This window comes from Pseudomonas sp. SK3(2021) (assembly GCF_016772375.1).
Taxonomy (GTDB): Bacteria; Pseudomonadota; Gammaproteobacteria; order Pseudomonadales; family Pseudomonadaceae; genus Aquipseudomonas; species Aquipseudomonas chlororaphis_I.
The window spans coordinates 2,940,345-2,957,772 of sequence record NZ_CP061943.1 but is presented as its reverse complement, the minus strand read 5'-3'; the positions used below and the strand labels follow the sequence as shown (position 1 = coordinate 2,957,772).

General features: G+C 64.8%; 19 protein-coding genes. 5 read left to right on the top strand and 14 right to left on the bottom strand.

Going from position 1 to position 17,428, the window contains the following annotated elements; all coding sequences use genetic code 11:
* Positions 1-16: 16 nt before the first annotated feature.
* The 4 genes from IF690_RS13385 to ltnD all read right to left on the bottom strand — a co-directional run bounded on the left by IF690_RS13385 (position 17) and on the right by ltnD (position 4,698).
* Positions 17-1,477, bottom strand: a complete 1,461-nt coding sequence (locus IF690_RS13385) for a GntT/GntP/DsdX family permease (RefSeq protein ID WP_202700444.1) — start codon at positions 1,475-1,477, stop codon at positions 17-19.
* Positions 1,478-1,662: 185 nt separating this feature from the next.
* Positions 1,663-2,313, bottom strand: coding sequence for a 3-oxo-tetronate 4-phosphate decarboxylase (gene otnC, locus IF690_RS13380; RefSeq protein ID WP_202700443.1), 651 nt, complete (start codon positions 2,311-2,313; stop codon positions 1,663-1,665).
* Entirely contained in the window at positions 2,310-3,602 is a 1,293-nt protein-coding gene (gene otnK, locus IF690_RS13375; protein WP_202700442.1) for a 3-oxo-tetronate kinase, read from the bottom strand. Before otnK ends, otnC begins: the two co-directional genes overlap by 4 nt.
* A 10-nt stretch (positions 3,603-3,612) precedes the next feature.
* Entirely contained in the window at positions 3,613-4,698 is a 1,086-nt protein-coding gene (gene ltnD / locus IF690_RS13370) for an L-threonate dehydrogenase (protein WP_286673842.1), read from the bottom strand.
* Positions 4,699-4,998: 300 nt separating this feature from the next.
* Between ltnD and IF690_RS13365 the strand changes: the two genes are divergently transcribed.
* Positions 4,999-5,352: a hypothetical protein gene (locus IF690_RS13365; protein ID WP_202700440.1), complete on the top strand. Its 354-nt coding sequence runs from the start codon at positions 4,999-5,001 to the stop codon at positions 5,350-5,352.
* Between the two features lie 51 nt (positions 5,353-5,403).
* Here the strand turns inward: IF690_RS13365 and IF690_RS13360 are convergent, their stop codons facing one another.
* From IF690_RS13360 to IF690_RS13345, 4 genes are all read right to left on the bottom strand, one after another.
* Complete coding sequence (locus IF690_RS13360; protein ID WP_202700439.1) at positions 5,404-6,441, bottom strand: hypothetical protein; 1,038 nt, start codon at positions 6,439-6,441, stop codon at positions 5,404-5,406.
* On the bottom strand, positions 6,438-7,427 hold the full coding sequence (locus IF690_RS13355; RefSeq protein ID WP_202700438.1) for a DUF2157 domain-containing protein: 990 nt from the start codon (positions 7,425-7,427) through the stop codon (positions 6,438-6,440). Before IF690_RS13355 ends, IF690_RS13360 begins: the two co-directional genes overlap by 4 nt.
* A gap of 221 nt (positions 7,428-7,648) precedes the next feature.
* A complete protein-coding gene (locus IF690_RS13350) occupies positions 7,649-7,921 on the bottom strand; it encodes a DUF4242 domain-containing protein (protein WP_124313377.1) in 273 nt (90 codons plus the stop codon).
* Positions 7,922-7,987: 66 nt separating this feature from the next.
* Complete coding sequence (locus tag IF690_RS13345; RefSeq protein WP_202700437.1) at positions 7,988-8,269, bottom strand: DUF3303 domain-containing protein; 282 nt, start codon at positions 8,267-8,269, stop codon at positions 7,988-7,990.
* Positions 8,270-8,604: 335 nt separating this feature from the next.
* On the opposite strand from IF690_RS13345, the gene IF690_RS13340 reads away from it, so the two are divergent.
* Positions 8,605-9,090 (top strand): adenosine-specific kinase, encoded by a 486-nt coding sequence (locus IF690_RS13340; protein WP_202700436.1) that lies wholly within the window; start codon positions 8,605-8,607, stop codon positions 9,088-9,090.
* A gap of 33 nt (positions 9,091-9,123) precedes the next feature.
* Here the strand turns inward: IF690_RS13340 and IF690_RS13335 are convergent, their stop codons facing one another.
* The 3 genes from IF690_RS13335 to IF690_RS13325 all read right to left on the bottom strand — a co-directional run bounded on the left by IF690_RS13335 (position 9,124) and on the right by IF690_RS13325 (position 10,615).
* Entirely contained in the window at positions 9,124-9,315 is a 192-nt protein-coding gene (locus IF690_RS13335) for a hypothetical protein (protein ID WP_202700435.1), read from the bottom strand.
* Between the two features lie 100 nt (positions 9,316-9,415).
* Complete coding sequence (gene thpR / locus IF690_RS13330; RefSeq protein ID WP_202700434.1) at positions 9,416-9,961, bottom strand: RNA 2',3'-cyclic phosphodiesterase; 546 nt, start codon at positions 9,959-9,961, stop codon at positions 9,416-9,418.
* Positions 9,962-10,108: 147 nt separating this feature from the next.
* Positions 10,109-10,615: a GNAT family N-acetyltransferase gene (locus IF690_RS13325; protein ID WP_202700433.1), complete on the bottom strand. Its 507-nt coding sequence runs from the start codon at positions 10,613-10,615 to the stop codon at positions 10,109-10,111.
* 199 nt (positions 10,616-10,814) lie between these two features.
* Between IF690_RS13325 and IF690_RS13320 the strand changes: the two genes are divergently transcribed.
* Positions 10,815-11,927 (top strand): endonuclease/exonuclease/phosphatase family protein, encoded by a 1,113-nt coding sequence (locus IF690_RS13320; RefSeq protein WP_202700432.1) that lies wholly within the window; start codon positions 10,815-10,817, stop codon positions 11,925-11,927.
* A 279-nt stretch (positions 11,928-12,206) separates the two neighbouring features.
* Here the strand turns inward: IF690_RS13320 and IF690_RS13315 are convergent, their stop codons facing one another.
* Positions 12,207-13,409 carry a PrpF domain-containing protein gene (locus tag IF690_RS13315; protein WP_202700431.1) on the bottom strand — a complete coding sequence of 401 codons (1,203 nt, stop codon included), beginning with the start codon at positions 13,407-13,409 and terminating at the stop codon, positions 12,207-12,209.
* A 233-nt stretch (positions 13,410-13,642) separates the two neighbouring features.
* Between IF690_RS13315 and IF690_RS13310 the strand changes: the two genes are divergently transcribed.
* Both IF690_RS13310 and IF690_RS13305 read left to right on the top strand, forming a co-directional pair.
* On the top strand, positions 13,643-13,996 hold the full coding sequence (locus IF690_RS13310) for a DUF3302 domain-containing protein (RefSeq protein WP_202700430.1): 354 nt from the start codon (positions 13,643-13,645) through the stop codon (positions 13,994-13,996).
* Positions 13,997-13,999: 3 nt separating this feature from the next.
* A complete protein-coding gene (locus IF690_RS13305; RefSeq protein WP_023969084.1) occupies positions 14,000-14,959 on the top strand; it encodes an HlyD family secretion protein in 960 nt (319 codons plus the stop codon).
* A 156-nt stretch (positions 14,960-15,115) separates the two neighbouring features.
* On the opposite strand, the gene IF690_RS13300 is transcribed toward IF690_RS13305, so the two are convergent.
* On the bottom strand, positions 15,116-15,529 hold the full coding sequence (locus IF690_RS13300; protein WP_202701422.1) for a hypothetical protein: 414 nt from the start codon (positions 15,527-15,529) through the stop codon (positions 15,116-15,118).
* 352 nt (positions 15,530-15,881) lie between these two features.
* Positions 15,882-16,520, bottom strand: coding sequence for a hypothetical protein (locus IF690_RS13295; protein ID WP_202700429.1), 639 nt, complete (start codon positions 16,518-16,520; stop codon positions 15,882-15,884).
* Positions 16,521-17,428 lie beyond the last annotated feature (908 nt).

Below are 17,428 nucleotides of genomic sequence, written 5' to 3'. Positions count from 1 at the left end.
GGCTCCTAAAAACGGCTCAGACAAAAGGCCAGATCAGCAAGGTAATACAGAAACCCAGGGTACCGAGCAAGGTGGTGATGACGGTCCAGGTGCGCAGGCCGTCGGCCACGTTGAGCCCGGCGAGCTTGGTGAAGATCCAGTAGCCGGCGTCGTTGATATGCGACATGGCGAGCCCGCCACCGCCCATGGCCAGGCACAGCAGCGCCATGTGGTTGGGGGTCAGGTCGAGGGTGGCGATCAGCGGGCTGATGATCCCGGCGGTGGTCACCAGGGCCACGGTGGTCGAGCCCTGCACCGCGCGCAGCAGCATGGTCAGCAAAAAGCCCAGGGCCAGCACCGGCAGGCCGGTGGTGCGCAACAGGTCGGAGACCACCGCGCCGATCCCGGTGTCCACCAGCACCTTGCCGAACACCCCGCCGGCCCCGGCGATCAGGATCACCATGGCCACGCCCGGCAAGGCCGAGCCGATCACGTCCGACACCTGGCTGCGGCTCCAGCCACGGCGCGAGCCCAGCAGCCAGGCGCACAGCAAGGTATCGATCAGCAGCGCCACCAGCGGCGCGCCGAGCACGGTCATGACGCCACGCAAGCTTGACTCGACCGGCAGCAGCGAAGTGGCCAGGGTGCCCAGCAGGATCAGCACGATCGGCAGCAGGATCAGGCTGACGATCAGGCCGAAACCGGGCGCGGGCGCCGGCGGCAGCTTGGCGACGATGGCGCTGGTGGACTCCTCCAGGCCCATGTGGGACACGGCCACCGCGGCCTGTCGCGGGTCCTTGGCATTGCCATTGGTCCAGGCCAGCAAGTCCTCGTTGGTCACGTGGGGGCCATAGACTTCGGCGCGGATGTCGTCGGTCATCGGGTAGAAACGCCGAGTCATGCGCCCGGCCACGCGGTAGCCGACGTAACACAGCAAGGCGGTGATCGGCAGGCCGAACATCAGCACCCGGCCCAGGTCGGCACCCAGCTGGCTGGCCGCGGCCACGGCGCCCGGATGGGGCGGCAGGAACGCATGCACGGTGAGCAGCGCCGCACACATCGGCAAGGCGAATACCAAGAGCGGCTTGTGCGCCCGCCGGGCCACGCCATAGGCCAGCGGCATGAGGATGATCACCCCCACTTCGAAGAACACCGGCACGCCGATGATGAACCCGGCGATGGTCAGCGCCAGCGGCGTGCGGCGGTTGCCGAAACGCTCGATCAGCGACTTGGCCAGGGCCTCGGCGCCGCCGGACAGCTCGATGATCCGCCCGATCATCGCGCCCAGGGCAATGATGATCGCGATATGGCCGAGGGTCTTGCCCATGCCGCCTTCGATGGTCGCCACCAGGTCGGCCGGTTTCACCCCGGCCACCAGCGCCACCAGGATGCTCACCAGCATCAACGCGACAAAGGGCTGGAACTTGTACTTGAGCACCAGGAACAGCAGCAGCGCGATGCCCGCGCCGGCCGTCAACATCAGGATCAGCGGGCTCATTGCGCGGCCCCTCCCTCATAAGAGAAAGAAGCGCGGGTGAAGCCAAAACAGCTGCAGTCGGGGAACGTCATGCGGGATGTCCTGTTGTTATTGTTTTTTAAAGGCAAGCCGGGGCCGTCGAGAGCCTGGCGACTCCCGGGCGGTGCTTGCAGTGTCGGTTTACAGTGTCGAGGTGCTGCGACGCGCTACCAGTGCGCGCCGAAGGCCTCGCGCAGCTCATCCAGGGCTGCCTGATCCAGCGGCTCGGGCTTGGGATTGCTCATCAGCCAGAGTCGCGCGGTTTCTTCCAGTTCTTCCAGGGCGTAGCTGGCCTTGGCCACCGAGCTTTCCCAGACCACCGGCCCCAGGCGCTCGAGCATCACCCCGCGCACGCTGTTGGCCAGTTGCGCCACCTGCTCGGCGACCTTGGGCGAACCCGGGCGCTGGTAGCCGATCAGCGGAATGTGCCCGACCTTCATCACCTGGTACGGCGTCAGCGGCGGCAGGATGTCATCCGGCTGCCATACGCCGGCCAGGGTCAGCGCCACCAGGTGGGTGGAATGGGTGTGCACCACGCCACCGACGCTCGGGTTGCGGTCATAGACCTGGCGATGCAGGGCCAGGGTCTTGGATGGCTTGTTGCCGGACACCCACTCCCCCGCCAGGTTGACCTTGGCGATGGCGGCCGGATCGAGGCGGCCGAGGCAGACGTCGGTCGGGGTGATCAGCCAGCCGTCGTCGAGGCGCGCGCTGATATTGCCCGCGCTGCCCACGGTGTAGCCACGCTGGTAGAGGCTGCGGCCGACGTCGCAGATCTCTTCGCGCAGGGCCTGTTCCTGGCTCGTCGCGGCGCTCATTGGCCACCTCCGGCCAGTTGCCTGAGGGCCTTGGCGAAGAAGTCGCGGCTGCCGAAGTTGCCGGATTTCAAGGCCAGCGCCAGCGGCTCGGCGGCGTTGCTGAGGGTGGCCGGCACGCCCGGGTCGATCTGCGCGCCGATCTGCAACAGGTTGACCCCAAGCGCCTTGACCACCGCGCCGGAGGTTTCGCCACCGGCGATCACGAAGCGCCGCACGCCGTTCTGGCGCAGGCCCGCGGCAATCTCGCCCAGGGCGTTCTCCACCAGCGTGCCGGCGCGCTCGACGCCAAGCTGCTGTTGCACCGCCTTGACCTCGGCCGGGGTGCTGGTGGCGTAGATCAGTACGGTTTCGCCGCTGTCGCGGGCAAAGGCCAGGGCCTGCTCCACCACCGGTTCCCCGGCGGCCAGGGCCATGGGGTCGATGCGCAGGGCCGGGCGGTCGGCCTCCAGCCAGGCCGCGACCTGGCCGATGGTGGCCACCGAGGCGCTGCCAGCCAGCACCACTTCGCCGCCTTCGACGGTCGGCAGCGACGCCGCATCGAAGTCGCGCAGCTTGCCGGCGCGGCGGAAGTTGCCCGGCAGGCCCAGGGCCAGGCCCGAGCCGCCGGTGAGCAACGGCAGGTCGGCGCAGGCGCTGCCGAGGGTGTAGAGGTCCTGGTCGGACAGCGCATCGGCGATGGCCATGCCGATCCCCTGCTGGCGCAGTTCGGCGATCTTCGCCCGCACCGCCTCGACGCCCCCGGCGATGCTGTCGTAGCGCAGCAGGCCGACTTTCAGCCGGGTCTGGGCTTGCAGCACACGCACCAGGTTGGCGTCGCTCATCGGCGTCAGCGGGTGATGCTGCATGCCCGATTCGCTGAGCAACTGGTCCTGGACGAACAGGTGCCCACGGAAGACAGTCCGGCCGTTTTCCGGGAACGCCGGGCAGGCCAGGGTGAAATCGCTGTCCAGGGCCTTGAGCAAGGCCTCGCTGACCTGGCCGATATTGCCGGCGGCGGTGGAGTCGAAGGTCGAGCAGTACTTGAAGAAGATCTGCTCGCAGCCTTGTTCGCGCAGCCAGTCCAGGGCGGCGAGAGATTCCTCGACCGCTTCGGCAACCGGCGTGGTGCGCGACTTGAGGGCGATGACGATGGCGTCGGCATCCAGCCCGGCCGCCACTTCGCGGCTCGGGATGCCGATGCTTTGCACCGTGCGCATGCCGCCGCGCACCAGCATGTTGGCCAGGTCGGTGGCGCCGGTGAAATCGTCGGCGATGCAGCCCAGCAGCGGGCGTGCGGTGGAATCGCTCATGAAAGGTTCCTCAGACAGGCTCGGGCTTGGCGGTGGGCAGGTCGATGCCCGGGAAAATCTTGATCACCGCCGAGTCGTCCTCGCGGCCGAAACCGGCACTGGAGGCCTGCATGAACATCTGGTGCGCGGTGGCCGACAGCGGCAGGGGGAATTTGCTGGCGCGGGCGGTATCCAGCACCAGGCCCAGGTCCTTGACGAAGATGTCCACCGCCGACAGCGGCGTGTAGTCGGCCTTGAGGATGTGCGGCACGCGGTTCTCGAACATCCAGGAGTTGCCGGCGCTGTGGGTGATCACTTCGTACAGGGCGTCGGCGTCCACCCCTTCGCGCAGGCCCAGGGCCATGGCTTCGGCGGACGCGGCGATGTGCACCCCGGCCAGCAGCTGGTTGATGATCTTGACCTTCGAACCCAGGCCATGGGCGTCGCCCAGGCGATAGACCTTGCCCGCCATGCCGGCGAGTATCGCTTCGGCCTTGGCGTAGGCGGCAGCCGGGCCGGAGGTCATCATGGTCATCTCGCCGGCGGCGGCCTTGGCCGCGCCGCCGGAGATCGGCGCGTCGAGGTACAGCAGGCCCTGTTCGGCCAGGCGCTCGCCCAGCTCCATGGCATAGGTCGGCGCCACGGTGGCGCAACCGATCACCAGGCTGCCGGCACGCAAGGCCGCCACGGCGCCATCGCCACCGAACAGCACGGTTTCGGTCTGCTCGGCGTTGACCACCACGGTGACGATCACATCGCAGGCCTCGGCCATCCGCGCCGGCGACGCACAGGCCACCCCGCCTTCGCTGGCGAACTGTTGGGTGACCGCTTCACGCACGTCACAGGCATGCACATTGAAACCCGCGCGCAGCAGCGAGCGGGCAATGCCCAGGCCCATCGCGCCCAGGCCGACAACACCGACATTCTTGTTATTCATGGGGTACTCCAGGGAAGACAGCGGCTTGCTCCACGCCGGCAAGGCGCGGGCGGCGGGCCACGGGGAAAATGGCAGCACGGGCGGCGGGGGCGACAGGGTCGCCTGGCAGGTGAATCGAGACCTTGTCGGACATCGAGGGGCCGTCCTGTGATTTGTTGTTATCAGGTTGTGGCCGATCATCCACCAATGAACAGATTATGTGAAGTATTTTTTCAATCTAACATTTATTAACATTGCCGAACACGGACACCAGACATCCCGCGACAGCCTTGCAGCCCGCGCAGAATCAAACAGACGAGCGGTAACCCATTGCGACCAGCGAACTGACCTGCATCAACCAGGCGTCTACACTCGAGACCGATGCTGTTAGGCGCAACATCAACGATCAGCGGTACCGCCCTTCATCGTCCACCGATTGACGGTGGGCGCCGGACAGCGCTGTATGGTCAATTCCGCAATGCTTGAACAAGGATATTCAACATGGCAAAGATCAACGTATTGGCTGGTGACTTTCTACAAGGGAATGGTGAGTACCGTCAGGGAGTCTTCAGGTTGGCCACCGCGACCAATCCCTCGCCGGGTATCGAGGTGAAAGTCTCCGCATTCAAACATCTGGAAATCGCGACACAGGACAGCATCACCAACAGGGACGCCATTGGCTACGGCATCGCCGGGGCCATGCTGCTGGGGCCGGTGGGTGCCCTGGCGGGCTACCTGATAGCTGGCAAGGAAACCGAGGTGACCTTCATCGCCACCTTCAAGGATGGCCGCAAACTGTTGGCGGCCACAGACAGCGAAACCTACCGGGATATCGAAAAACGACTGACAGCCTGATGCCCGTCGTTTGCCCATGCCCGCAACCTCGGGCATGGGCTCCCCCCTGCCCTACGCCGATTCCGCTTCGCCCGGCCCAGCCCGGCGCTTCTGCCGTTCGCCTTCGAGCCAGACCACCAGCCCCAGCAGGCTGCCGCCGACAATCAGCAGGCTGACGAACCAGCCCAGGGTTTCTGCCAACTGGGTGAAGAACAGCGTGTACAACTGGATGATGAAGAAGGTTGCGCCATAGCCCACCAGCATGGAAAAACGCAGGCGAATGCCCAGGGCCAGCAAGCCCAGGCTGAACACCGCCCACAGCCCGTTGAACAACACCAGCTCGCCGGGCTCGGCCAGGTGCCAGGGGCCGTCGATCAGGTCGTAGCTGCCGAACAGCGACAGCAGCCACAACGACATCTGCGCCATGAACAGCCCGGCACAAATCCACACCTTGGCAAAGCCGCGATAGCGGGCAAGCATTGACGCCTCGCCCCACAGATGAACAAAGCCGAACAGGACCATGACCAGGGCCGCGCCGAGGAAACGCAGCGGATAGTTCATGCCGAACCAGTAGGCGCCCCAGCCCGACTCGTAACCGCTGCGCCCGCCGAACCAGACGAAGAACAGCACGCTGCACAGGGTCAGCAGCAAGGCGTTGTTCAGCCCATAGCTGAGCGCCAGCAACAGCAGCAGGTCCACCAGCAACAGCGCCGGCCAGTTGCCCGAGCCGTCGGAATAAATCATGCCCAGCACCAGGCTCAGGCCGATCAGGGCAAAGCCGCCGAGCAACTCCAGGGTCGCGCCGAGCAGCTTCAGCTGCTTGCCCAGCAGCCAGCGCCCGGCGGCGAACAGCCCGACCATCAACAGGCCCAGGCCGCCGGCCAGTTTCGGCAAGGTGAACGTCAGGTGTTCATGCAGCAGGATCAGCAGCCCAGCCGCCAGGCTGATGGCGCCGAAGGTCAGGAACCAGCGCCCCAGGGAGCGCCAGTCCCAGCGGGTCAGCGGGTACAGCTCGGCGATCCGCGCGTGGGCCTGGGTGTCGATCAGGCCGTCGCGCAGCCATTGGTCCAGGGCGTTGTGCACCTGGCGATTACGGCGATCCGGGTTCATTGGCCAGCCTCCCCGGCGCGCAGCGCAATGCGTTCGAACAACCAGCCCAGGAGCATGCCCACCGCGCCGGCCACGGCAAAAAACACCGCGGCGCTCAGCTGTTCCCAGGCGTACTCATAAAAGCGCGTGTACAGGTCGATGCCGAGGAACACCACGCCGAAACCGGTGAAGCTGGGGTGCTTGAAGCGCGCGCCGAGCACCAGTTGGGCGATGGCACCGAGGGTGAACAGCAGGGTCCAGGTCAGGGTCTGGCGGTGAGGATCTTCCAGGCTGAGGAACCACAGCGAGCAGTTGAAGTACAGCAGCCCGAAGATCACATACAGCCGCCCGAAGCCGCTGAACCGGCGCAAGGCGTGATCCTCGGCGTGCTGGTGCCACAGCCCCAGGAGCGCGGTCAGCGCGGCGATCACGGCCATGGAGCGCGGGTCCTGGATGCCGAAATAGTAAGTGCCGGAACCGCCGTACCACTCCCACGAACCCAGGCCGTGGAAAACACAGAGCAGGCCCAGCAGCAGCGGCCAGCGCAGGCGATAGCCATAGGCGGTGGCGATGCTCAGGGCGGCGGTGACCAGCAGTGCCAGCGGCAGGTTGCCGAACTCGCCGGTCTCGCTGTCGGAGCTGCCCAGCAACAGGCTGGCGCCCATCAGGATCAGGCCGATGGTCAGGATCGCCACCCCAGTGACCGGCATGCGCCGCGCCGGGTCGCGGGCCAGGCGCGCGCCGATCAGCCACAGCCCGACACCGGCGGCGAAAAACAGCAGCGCCCCCACCAGCACCGACTCGGCCAGCAGGCCAATGCCGCCCAGCACCGCCATGCCGATCAGCAGCACCGCGCCGATGCCCAGCCATTGCAGCACCACGGACAAGCGGTGTTCGGGACGTTCATACAAGGCGCCGAGCCGCTGCTGCGCCTCGGCATCGATCAGGCCACGGTGGCGCCAGTCGGCGATTTCGTGGAGCAACATCTGCTGGGTGGTTTTTCTCATGGCGCTCTTGGTTCAAGGGGTGGACATCGGCCGCAAGCCGGCCGTCGACTATGCAGCATAGCCGAGCCTGTACCAGGCAAGACGCCCCGCGACGCTAACGCGGCACGCCGCGCCCATGAACAAGGCCGCCCCGAGGGCGGCCTTGCGTGCCTGCCACCGGCATCGCCTCGCCCTGGGGCAAGGGGACGCCGGGCCAGGCGTGCGCCTGTCAGCGCCAGGCACTACTCCGCTGTCGTCGGATCGATGATCGAGGTCACCCGCGATACCCGGTCCGCCGGAAAGCCGCCTTGCCGGGCATGCTCCCGGATGAGCTCCTCGTTTGGCGCGATATAGACACAGTAGATTTTGTCGCCCGTGACGTAGCTGTGCAGCCACTGCACCTGCGGCCCCAGTTCATCGAGCACCTTGCAGGACTTTTGCGCGATCCCTTGTAGATCCTGCGCCGACAGCGCTCCAGCGCCCGGAAAATCGCGTTCAATGACAAATTTAGGCATGACAACCTCCAGTTCTGTCCCGCTCTTGCTGAAGCAACAGCTTCAGGCCGGGCCGATCGCCAACGGTTATGGCTTGCCGATCACCGCCGCCAGCAACGGCGCAGCCTGTTCATCGGTCAACGCCGGGTGCACGTCCATCCTGAGCAGGTCGCTCCACTCCAGCACCCATTTCTGCATCAGCGTGAGATCGTCGGTCTGTGCGATACCAAAACCCGTCATGCCGCCGACGGCATGCCAGCGCCCCAGCATGCTCACCCCAGCCGGTGGAGCCCCGCCGGTCTTGAGAAACCGCTCGATTGCACTGTTACGACGTTCGGGGCTGATTGACCAACTGACAATGAATAACATGTGCCACCTCCTGCGAAACGGGCGCCCGTTGTTCGTTGCGTGCGCCAGGCAGGCACCGTGACCACGGCCACGCATCGGTATCGCCCCGCCTCTCGGCCGGCCCGAAACCATTGCCCCCAAGGGAAGGCATAGCAGCCTTGCGCGGCCCACGCATGACCGCCGATCCTGTTTCCCCGGCGCTCCCGGCCCAAGCGCGAACGCGCGAAGCCGCGGCCAATGAATGGCTATGCTTGATCTGTTGCTGGAAACAATCCCGCCGCCGCCAAAGGGCCGTGACGGGCGCCCCCTTTGCGTCCCCCCTGGCGCCGCGCGACATCGGCAAGGAGCGGTTCGAGATGCAACTGATCAGCGTGAACATCGACAAGCCGGAAGCCACCAACTTCATTTTCGGCCAGACCCATTTCATCAAGTCCGTCGAGGACATCCACGAAGCCCTGGTCGCCAGCGTGCCGAACATCGCCTTTGGCCTGGCCTTTTGCGAAGCCTCCGGCCAATGCCTGGTGCGCTGGTCCGGCAGCGATCCGACGATGATCGCGCTGGCGCAAAAAAACGCCCAGGCCATCGCCGCCGGCCATAGCTTCATCGTGTTTCTCGGGGACGGTTTTTATCCGTTGAACGTGCTCAACACCCTGAAGATGGTGCCTGAGGTGTGCCGCATTTTCTGTGCGACCGCCAACCCGACCCAGGTGATTCTCGCCGAAACGGCACAGGGCCGGGCGGTGCTGGGGGTGGTGGATGGCTTCAGTCCCAAGGGCCTGGAAGGCGACGACGATATCTTGTGGCGCAAGAACCTGCTGCGACAGATCGGCTACAAGCAGTGAGGGTCGCGCAGGCATGCCATCCGCGTTGATGGACTACTCGGACGGCGTGGTCCGGCAACTCTTGCGGTGACGGATCTCCTGCTCCGAAGGACGCTCCTTGACGAACTCGAAGCGCGGTTCGCCCTCGCTGTAGGTGACCAGCCAGCCCCACTCCAGCTCGGACTCATCCTGGCCCGGTTTCGGTGGCGCCGCCCACCAGGGCTCTTTGCTGACGATCTGGCGCATGCTCCCTCCCGTTGATTCGGCCCTCTCAACTATAGCGTGCGGGCCTTGAGGCCTCCGGATTTCGGCCGGTCGGCGAATCCGCCGAGATAGCGCCCCGCAATCACCGCGCCAGCGCCCACTCGGCCAGCGGCCGATAACGGCCTTTATGCGACTCGAACAGCGCGAAGTGCCGGGCACTCAGGTGAAAATCCGCAGGGGTCTGGGACTCGGGCACCGGCGCCCGATAGTCGCGCATCAAGGTCAAGTGCGGACGAAACTCCCGCGGCGAATCGACCAGCCCCAGTGGCAGCAGCGCTTCCTGCAAGGCATACACCAGCTGACGCAGAGCCAGCGGCGCCTGTGTCGGCGCCAGCAACAAGACCCCAGCCCGGCGCCAGACCTCCAGGCGGTCGAGCGGGACGTCCAGCGGCTCACCGGGGGTGCGCACGCTCGCCGTCGCGGCGCAGATCCGCGGAAGCTGCGCCACCGCGACCGAGCCCAGGAACATCAGGGTCAAGTGAAAGTTTTCCGCCGGCACCGGCCGGCCGTTCCGCAGGCCCAGCGCGCCGCGCCACTGGGCGATGGCCCGGCGTTGGGCGGCGGTGCAGGGCAAGGCGAAGAACAGCCGCTTGAACGGCTCGCCCTGCTCGCGGGACTCATCATTCATGCCCAGTCCTCCGGTTCGGTCCCGGTGAAGTGCTGTCTGTCAGGTTACTCCAGGCCCCTGGGTTCTCGGCAGCGCGAACCGACGGTCAGGCACAGCGCCTGTCGACATAACGCCCAAGGTTGCAGGGTTCGTCTTAAGACGCACCCTTTACCCTTGGGCGTCAAACCCGTCATGGAAACGGACTTCGCCCCGAGGGCTGCTTCCGTCGAAGGACAACGCCTGGAAATACTCGGCCGGCACACCCGGCAGCAGCAACCCGTCCCGCGCCCTGAAACCGAAGCGGCCGTAGTAGCCGGGGTCGCCCAGCACCACGCACCCCGCGGCGCCCAGGGCCTGGAGTTGCTCCAACAGTTGGCGGATCAGTAACGAGCCGATGCCCTGCCGCTGATACGCCGGCAGCACCGAGACCGGTGCCAGGCCGTACCAGGCGCTTTCGCCCTGGCTCAGGGTCACCGGCGACATGGCGGCATGGCCGATCACCACGCCATCGCGCTCGGCGACCAGCGACAGGCTGAGCACACCCGCTTCGCGCAGGGCGTTGACGATGTGATGCTCGGTGTGGCTCGAGTGCTCCTCGGTGAGGAAGGCTTCGCGGGTCACGGCTGCGATGGCCGGGATGTCGGCGGGACGTTCGGTTCTGATCTGGATAGTCATTGGGCCTCGTTGAAATTTGCAGAGATTCGACACTCCGCGAGAGCGGCTAGAGCGCCAAGTCTGGCAGCTGTCCGGCGTCTCCGGCAAACCCCGGCGACAAACCCGGGCTCGCCAAGGCGCCGCCGGGCCTGTCGGCATTCGGTCATTTTTATCGGTTGTAATGCTCTTTGACGTCCGCCCCACTCACAGGAAGAGCACGATGAGACTCGCGTCCTACAACGTTGAAAACCTGTTCAACCGCGCCAAGGCCATGAACCTGGAAGGCTGGGCCGAGGGCCGGCCGGTGCTGGAGCGTTTCGCCCGGCTCAACCAGCTGCTGGGCGAGCCCCTCTACACGGACCAGGACAAGGCGCAGATGATCGAGCTGCTGACCGAGCTGGGGCTGAGCAAATCGGACCAGGGCCCCTTCGTGATCCTGCGGCAGAACCGCGGCAGCCTGGTCAAGCGGCCCAAGGCCGGCGGCCTGGAGATTGTCGCCAACGGCCGTACCGAGTGGGTCGGCTCGCTGGCGCTGATCGAGGCCCCGGTGGACCTGGAAGCCATGCGCAATACCGCGCGGGTGATGATCGACCTGAAGGCCGATGTGCTGGCGGTGGTCGAGGCGGAAAGCCGCCCGGCCCTGCGTGACTTCAACACGGAAATCATCGGCGCCCTGGGCGGCCCGCTGTACCGGCATGTGATGCTGATCGACGGCAACGATACGCGGGGCATCGATGTCGGCCTGATGACCGCCGAGGGCTACCCCATCGGCTCGATGCGCAGCCATGTCGACGACACCGCGGCCAACGGCGAGCCGATCTTTTCCCGCGATTGCGCGCAGTTCCATATCCCAATGCCTAACGGCAAGCAGTTGATCGTGCTGGTCAACCACCTCAAGAGCAAAGGCTTCGGCGGCCTTGCGGCTTCGGCGAAGAAACGCCTGGCCCAGGCCGAGCGGATCAAGCTCATCTACCAGGCGCTGGTGGCCCAGGGCGAGGCCTATATCGCGGTGGTCGGCGACTTCAACGACACCCCGGACAGTGCGCCGCTGGAACCCTTGCTCAAGGGCACCGACCTCAAGGATGCCTTTGTCCATCCGGCCTTCGACGACGGCGGTTACCCCGGCACCTTCGACACCTGCAAGGCGGCGAACAAGATCGACTACCTGCTGCTGTCGCCCGCGCTGTTCGCCACCGTCACCGCCGGTGGCGTATGGCGCAAGGGCATGTGGCCGGGCAGCCAGCCCAAGCGCTGGGAGGTCTACCCGCAGCTGGACAAGAAGGAAAACGCCGGCTCGGACCACGCGGCGGTGTGGGTCGACCTGGACCTGTGAGCCGAACAGGCCCCGCTCCCGAGCGGGGCCTGAAGCACGGCCTTGTCAGCCCTGGACGCTGGCGCTGGCGGCCTCGTGGATAACGGCCACGACCTCCGCCGCCCGCGAGGCCCCGAGCGACCTGATCGGCTCCCGTGAATGGCTGTCGCTGACGGCGGCGTTGGGTCATGCATCGGAAGCCGCCTTCGGCCGGGCCTTTCGCCGCGAGTTCGGGGGCGCTCCCAGCGAACACCGTTCACAGGGTTGAGCGGATTTGCGGCCATCTGCCCGATCCGGGCTTCAGCCCCGCCCTTTCAACGCCGCGAACAACGCCGCCGAGGCGTTGTACAGCGGCACCCGGCCCTTGAGCAGGATCTGCGCGCTGCGCCGGTAGGCGGCCGCGTCGATGCGCATCGAACCGCCCTCCTCGCGCGCGGTGATCAAGGTGTCCAGCACCCCCGCCGGGTTTTCGATCGACACCGGGTATTCCGCCGTGGTGGCGCCCAGCGGCTTGGGCGCCTTGAGCAGTTCATGGGCCACGGTGCCTGGCGCCAGGCAGGCGGCGGCCAGGCAGCAGCCACCGGAAACGGCCAGCGAGGGATGGGCATTTTGCGGGGTGAAGTAACGGGTGTTGATATCGCCCGTGCCCTGGGCCGGGCTGACGATGCAGATCTTCGGCAGGGTCTCGCTGCGTTGCAGTTCCTCGGTGCTCATCAAGGCGCCGCTGCGGTTGCGCAATTGCATGCGCAGGCCGCCCTGCACCATCAGGCTGATCAGCCGCGCCTTGAACTCGGCATCGGCGTCCAGCTGCGCCGGGGTTTCCAGGCCGGTCTTGCCCAGGTCCGCGGCCTGGACAATGACCATCGGCACCGCCACATCGAGGCAGGTGGCGCGCACGCCGTCGAGCAGATCGATGCGCTGCCCGGTGGGAAACAGCTGGCCGGTCTTGGCCCCCACCGGGTCGCTGAGAAACAGGTCGACCCCGGGGAACACCCCGTTGACCCCGGGAATGCGCGTATCGCTCAGCAGCCGACCGTCGCGGAACGCCAGGCGCGCGAGCATGGTGGTCTGGGTATTGCTGTTGAAGATCTCGATCTGCGCGCTGTCCTCGTCCGGGCTCAGCCAGCCACGCTCCAGGGCGTACAGGGGCAAGGCCGCGGACATGTTGCCGCAGTTGACGCTCCAGTCGATCGCGCTTTTACCCGCCGCCAGCTGCGCCAGGGTGCTGACCAGGCGCGACTCGCCGGGCCGCCGCTCGGCGATGAACACCTTGTTGCTGGTGGGCCCGCCACGGCCCAGCCCGGTGATCTGGTTATTGCCCGGCAGGTCGCCGCTCAGCGGCACACCCATCAGGTGGCGCAGCAGCTCCTCGACCAGCGCCGGGTCCTCGGGCAGGGTTTCGCGAGCCAGGATCAGCCCGGTGGACGTACCACCGCGCGCATGCCAGACCGGGAACTCAAGGATACCGGCACGGATTTCAGGAAGGTCCAGTTCAAAAGGCATGATCGGACTCGCAGTGATGGACGACAGGCAGGGATCATAAACCGCTGCCCGCGCGAGCGCAGCTTTCCAGGTTCAGGGCCGCGCACTCTTGGAAAGGCAGCCAGGCAGGTGATCGAACTTGAACTAGTATGGATTGCGTAAGGCCCGTGCCACCGGACTGTCGGCTGGCAATGGCTGATCAAGGGGCTGCATAAGCGGTTGCGTGCGAGCTGAAGGCTTCCGGGAGGCGAATCATGCTCGATCAGATTGCGCTGGGCATGCTTATCTTCGCCGGGATAGTCCTGTTCTACGGAATCATTGTCCTGCACGACATTCCCTACGAAATTGCCGTCCATCGGAACCACCCCCACCAGGACGCGATTCACGCGGCAGGCTGGGTCAGCCTGTTCACGCTCCATGCCCTGTGGCCGTTCCTGTGGATCTGGGCCATGTTGTACCGCGAGGATCGGGGCTGGGGGTTTGCCACCGACAAGGCGCGGATGCAGGGCGAAAAGGCTCTGGCGCAAGAGCTGGCCGAGCTGCGGCAGCGGGTCGAGCGGCTGGAAGGACAGCACCAGGCCGGGTCTCGCCCGGAAGGGAAGATGTGACCCATGGACCTGTTACTGATCCTGACCTACACCGCCATCTGCGTGGCCATCTTCAAGATCTTCCGGATCCCGCTGAACAAATGGACGGTGCCCACCGCCGTGCTGGGCGGCGTGGTGTTGATCGGCGCGCTGATTTTCCTGATGAACTACAACCACCCCTACTCGGAAGTGGCGCGCTCCTACTTCGTCTCGGTGCCCGTGATCCCGGTCGTCACCGGCCGGGTGGTCGAGGTGCCGGTCCAGGGCAACACGCCGCTGGAGCCAGGCGACGTGCTGTTTCGCATCGACCCCGAGCCTTTCGAGAACCGGCTCAAGTCGCTCAAGGCCCAGCAGCTGGCGGCGCGGGGCGACCTGTACCGGATCAACGAGTTGATCCGGCGCAACTTCGGCACTCGCCGTGAGCAGGAAGCCGCGATTGCCCGGGTCGACGACCTGCAGGCTCAGATCGACAACGCCCAGTTCGAGCTGGACAGCACCGTGGTCCGTGCCCCGAGCAGAGGCTTCGTCACCCATGTGTCGCTGCGCCCGGGGATGATGGCGAGCAAGCTGCCGCTGCGTCCGTCGATGGTGTTCATTCCCGACGAGGGCCAGTATTTTTCCGCCTGGATGCGCCAGAACAGCCTGCTGCGCCTGGTCCCGGGAGACGAGGCGGAAGTGGCGTTCGACGGGATCCCCGGCAGGGTATTCAAGGGCCGGGTCAAGAATGTGATCACGGTGATCGGCGAAGGACAGGTACAACCGTCCGGCACCCTGCTGAGCTACACCGGCTCACCGCCACCGGGGCGGGTGCCGGTGGTCATCGAAATCACCGACCCGGACTACCTGCCCTACGCCAAACTCATGCCCGGTGGCGCCTATGGCCAGGCGGCGCTCTACAGCCAGCACTTTCACCATGTGGCGATCATGCGCAAGATCCTCCTGCGCATGGCGGCCTGGATGAACTACATCTTTCCGTTCCATTGATGGGATGGGGTCAGGCTTGATGCTCGGTGCGTTGCAAGCCTGGCTTGATTTCCCCAGCGGCCGAATCCACACCCCCTTGCAGCCGCTCAGACCTCACGTGGAAAGTGCTGAACCAACATCCGGTTCGTTGCAGGTGGATTAATCTCGTGGCGCCGCCTAGCGACGATAGTAGCGGTGATTGTCTTCGTAGCGGTGCCGCATGGCGCGATCGTGGTGGCGCTCCCAATCGCGATGGCGTTCCGCTTCTCGGCGGGCTTGCTCCCTGCGCCACTGTTCCCTGCGCCACTCTTCTCGACGCCAGTCGTGTCGGCGCCAATCGTCTCTACGATCGTGCCAGCGGCCGTCATGCCAGTATCGGTCGTCATGGGCAAGCAACGGCCCGGGCTGCCTGCCAGCCATGCTGGCCAAGGTCGGCCAAGGGTTGCCGGCGGCCTGGACCGGAGCCTGAACGGCTGTGACTTCAGGTGCTAAGACAGGGGTTGAGGTCTTCATCTGTGTTGCTGATGCCGAGCCCAATGCCGCGAACGCGAACAGGCCGAAGAGCACCATCCGTGGGTCATGGAATTTCATGAGCGAAGACAACCTCTGCTTGACAATCGGACGTATGGCCACCTGGCTGCGGGAAGTCTGCGAGGTCGCGCTTACCGAGCAAATGAGCCTGTCCACATAGACCGGTAAATAGAAAAAAGTTCTAGGGAGCCGCTGCTTAAATATCTGCGTTGAGCCGCAAACAGCCCTGGCACTTGATTTCAACGAGTTGTCAGACGCTTGTTGGCTATCGATAGCCGAAGGACGCGCAATGTCGGCACCACGCACATGAACTCGTTGCGCCGCGAGGCGCTGGAAGGCCGCTTTCCGGGGGCTGGCCAATGCTTTGGCCCACGCCTGATCACCGACGGTTGCGAGGCGCATCGTTGCAGGCTCAAACAATGAGCGCGGTAGTTTCCGTGGCCCGGTTTTTGTAGACGTGCAGATCGAGCCCGACTGAAGCCCACCCACGGCTCAGATACCCGCCCGACAAATACGTGGTGGCGTCTTCAATACGGCCATTGGGGTCCATCAGCTGGTTGCCGCCGATGTGCACGACGAAGTGGCCGTTGTAAAAATCGAAACTGAAGAAGGGTACAGTCCACGATTTGCTGATCAGGCTGATAATCAGATAGTCGTCACCCAGGACGCCGCCTGGCATCGCGCAACTGCAGCCACACGACCAGTTGACGCTGCCACACGTCTGCAATCCCATGCGCAGCCCGGCGTACCATGGGCGCATGGACCAATTGGTAATGATCTCGGTCGGCGCATAAATTCCAACGGTTGGCTCATGTTTTTTCAGGTAGGTGGCGATGTTGGCGGGGGTGCTGCCCAAGTAATCAGTGCAACTGACGGTACGCGTCTGGTCCATCGCGTGCCTTATTTCCGCATCCACATCGGTGCTTGTCCCGTCGACCGTCCCGTCCGTCAAGCCAACATTCTTCAGCCAATGCAGCACATACACGGCACAGGCAGCCCCGCAATATGGGCCGTAACCTTGGTCGATTGCTTCGGTTTTAATAAACGCCATGACTCGAATCTCTCCCTGAAAGGGCTGATAGGCCCTACCAGCGCCCCGAGCCTCTTCTCCCTGCGGCACGCGCGGCGATGCCCGGCGTCCCAGACACTCTAGTGCAAGAGTTTGTGGCTCTTTTCGCCCTTTTTAGACCAAGTCCAAATGAGCGGAGCGGCGGTTATAGCTATTGCGATGACACGTGTTCACCGCCTGGTCAGCCGATCAATCCCCGCACTTTCGATGATCGCCGTCCCGTTGGCCGACCGGCTTATTTGTTGTGGTTCGTGTCATTCCAGGCTTGTGGCGGCGGCCGTTGCGAATCGCTTCGACCGCTCAACCCCAGTGTCCGAATGGTGAGACTGATTTTCGTCGTCCGATGGGGTTGGCTCATGATGCGGACAACAGCACCAGGTCGACTTAGAGCAGTTCAACTCTCCCTGCCTGAATGAAATTTTTATTCTTTGTTTGTTATTTTGTTTGCAAGGCTGAGGGCAGGTCTAACGGCTGGTCGGCGACATCGACTGTCATTGAAAATGCGATGTTCAAGCATTCGGGAGCGCTTGGCGCCCTCCTACGTCTGCTTGCTCATGTATCCGTTTACCTTCAGGTGTACATGGTGCAATCGCTGACGCCGTAAATCGCGTCCGCGAAGCTAAACGTAGAACCGAGACCATGAATGCTTGGATTCTTGAGGCCGTCGTCTGGCGGCTGAATATCAGACCTGCGTCCATGCAGCGACGCAGCACTTCATTGAACAACCAGCGAAACAGATCACTGTCCCGAAATCGGCCGTGTCGGTTCTTGGAAAGGGTCGAGTGATTGGGGACGTCATCTTCAAGGTTGAACAAGTAAAACCGCCGATCCTGCCCGCTCGATGACGGTCCCATCATGCTGTGTGCTTCCCTGCCGGCCAATGAACGGCG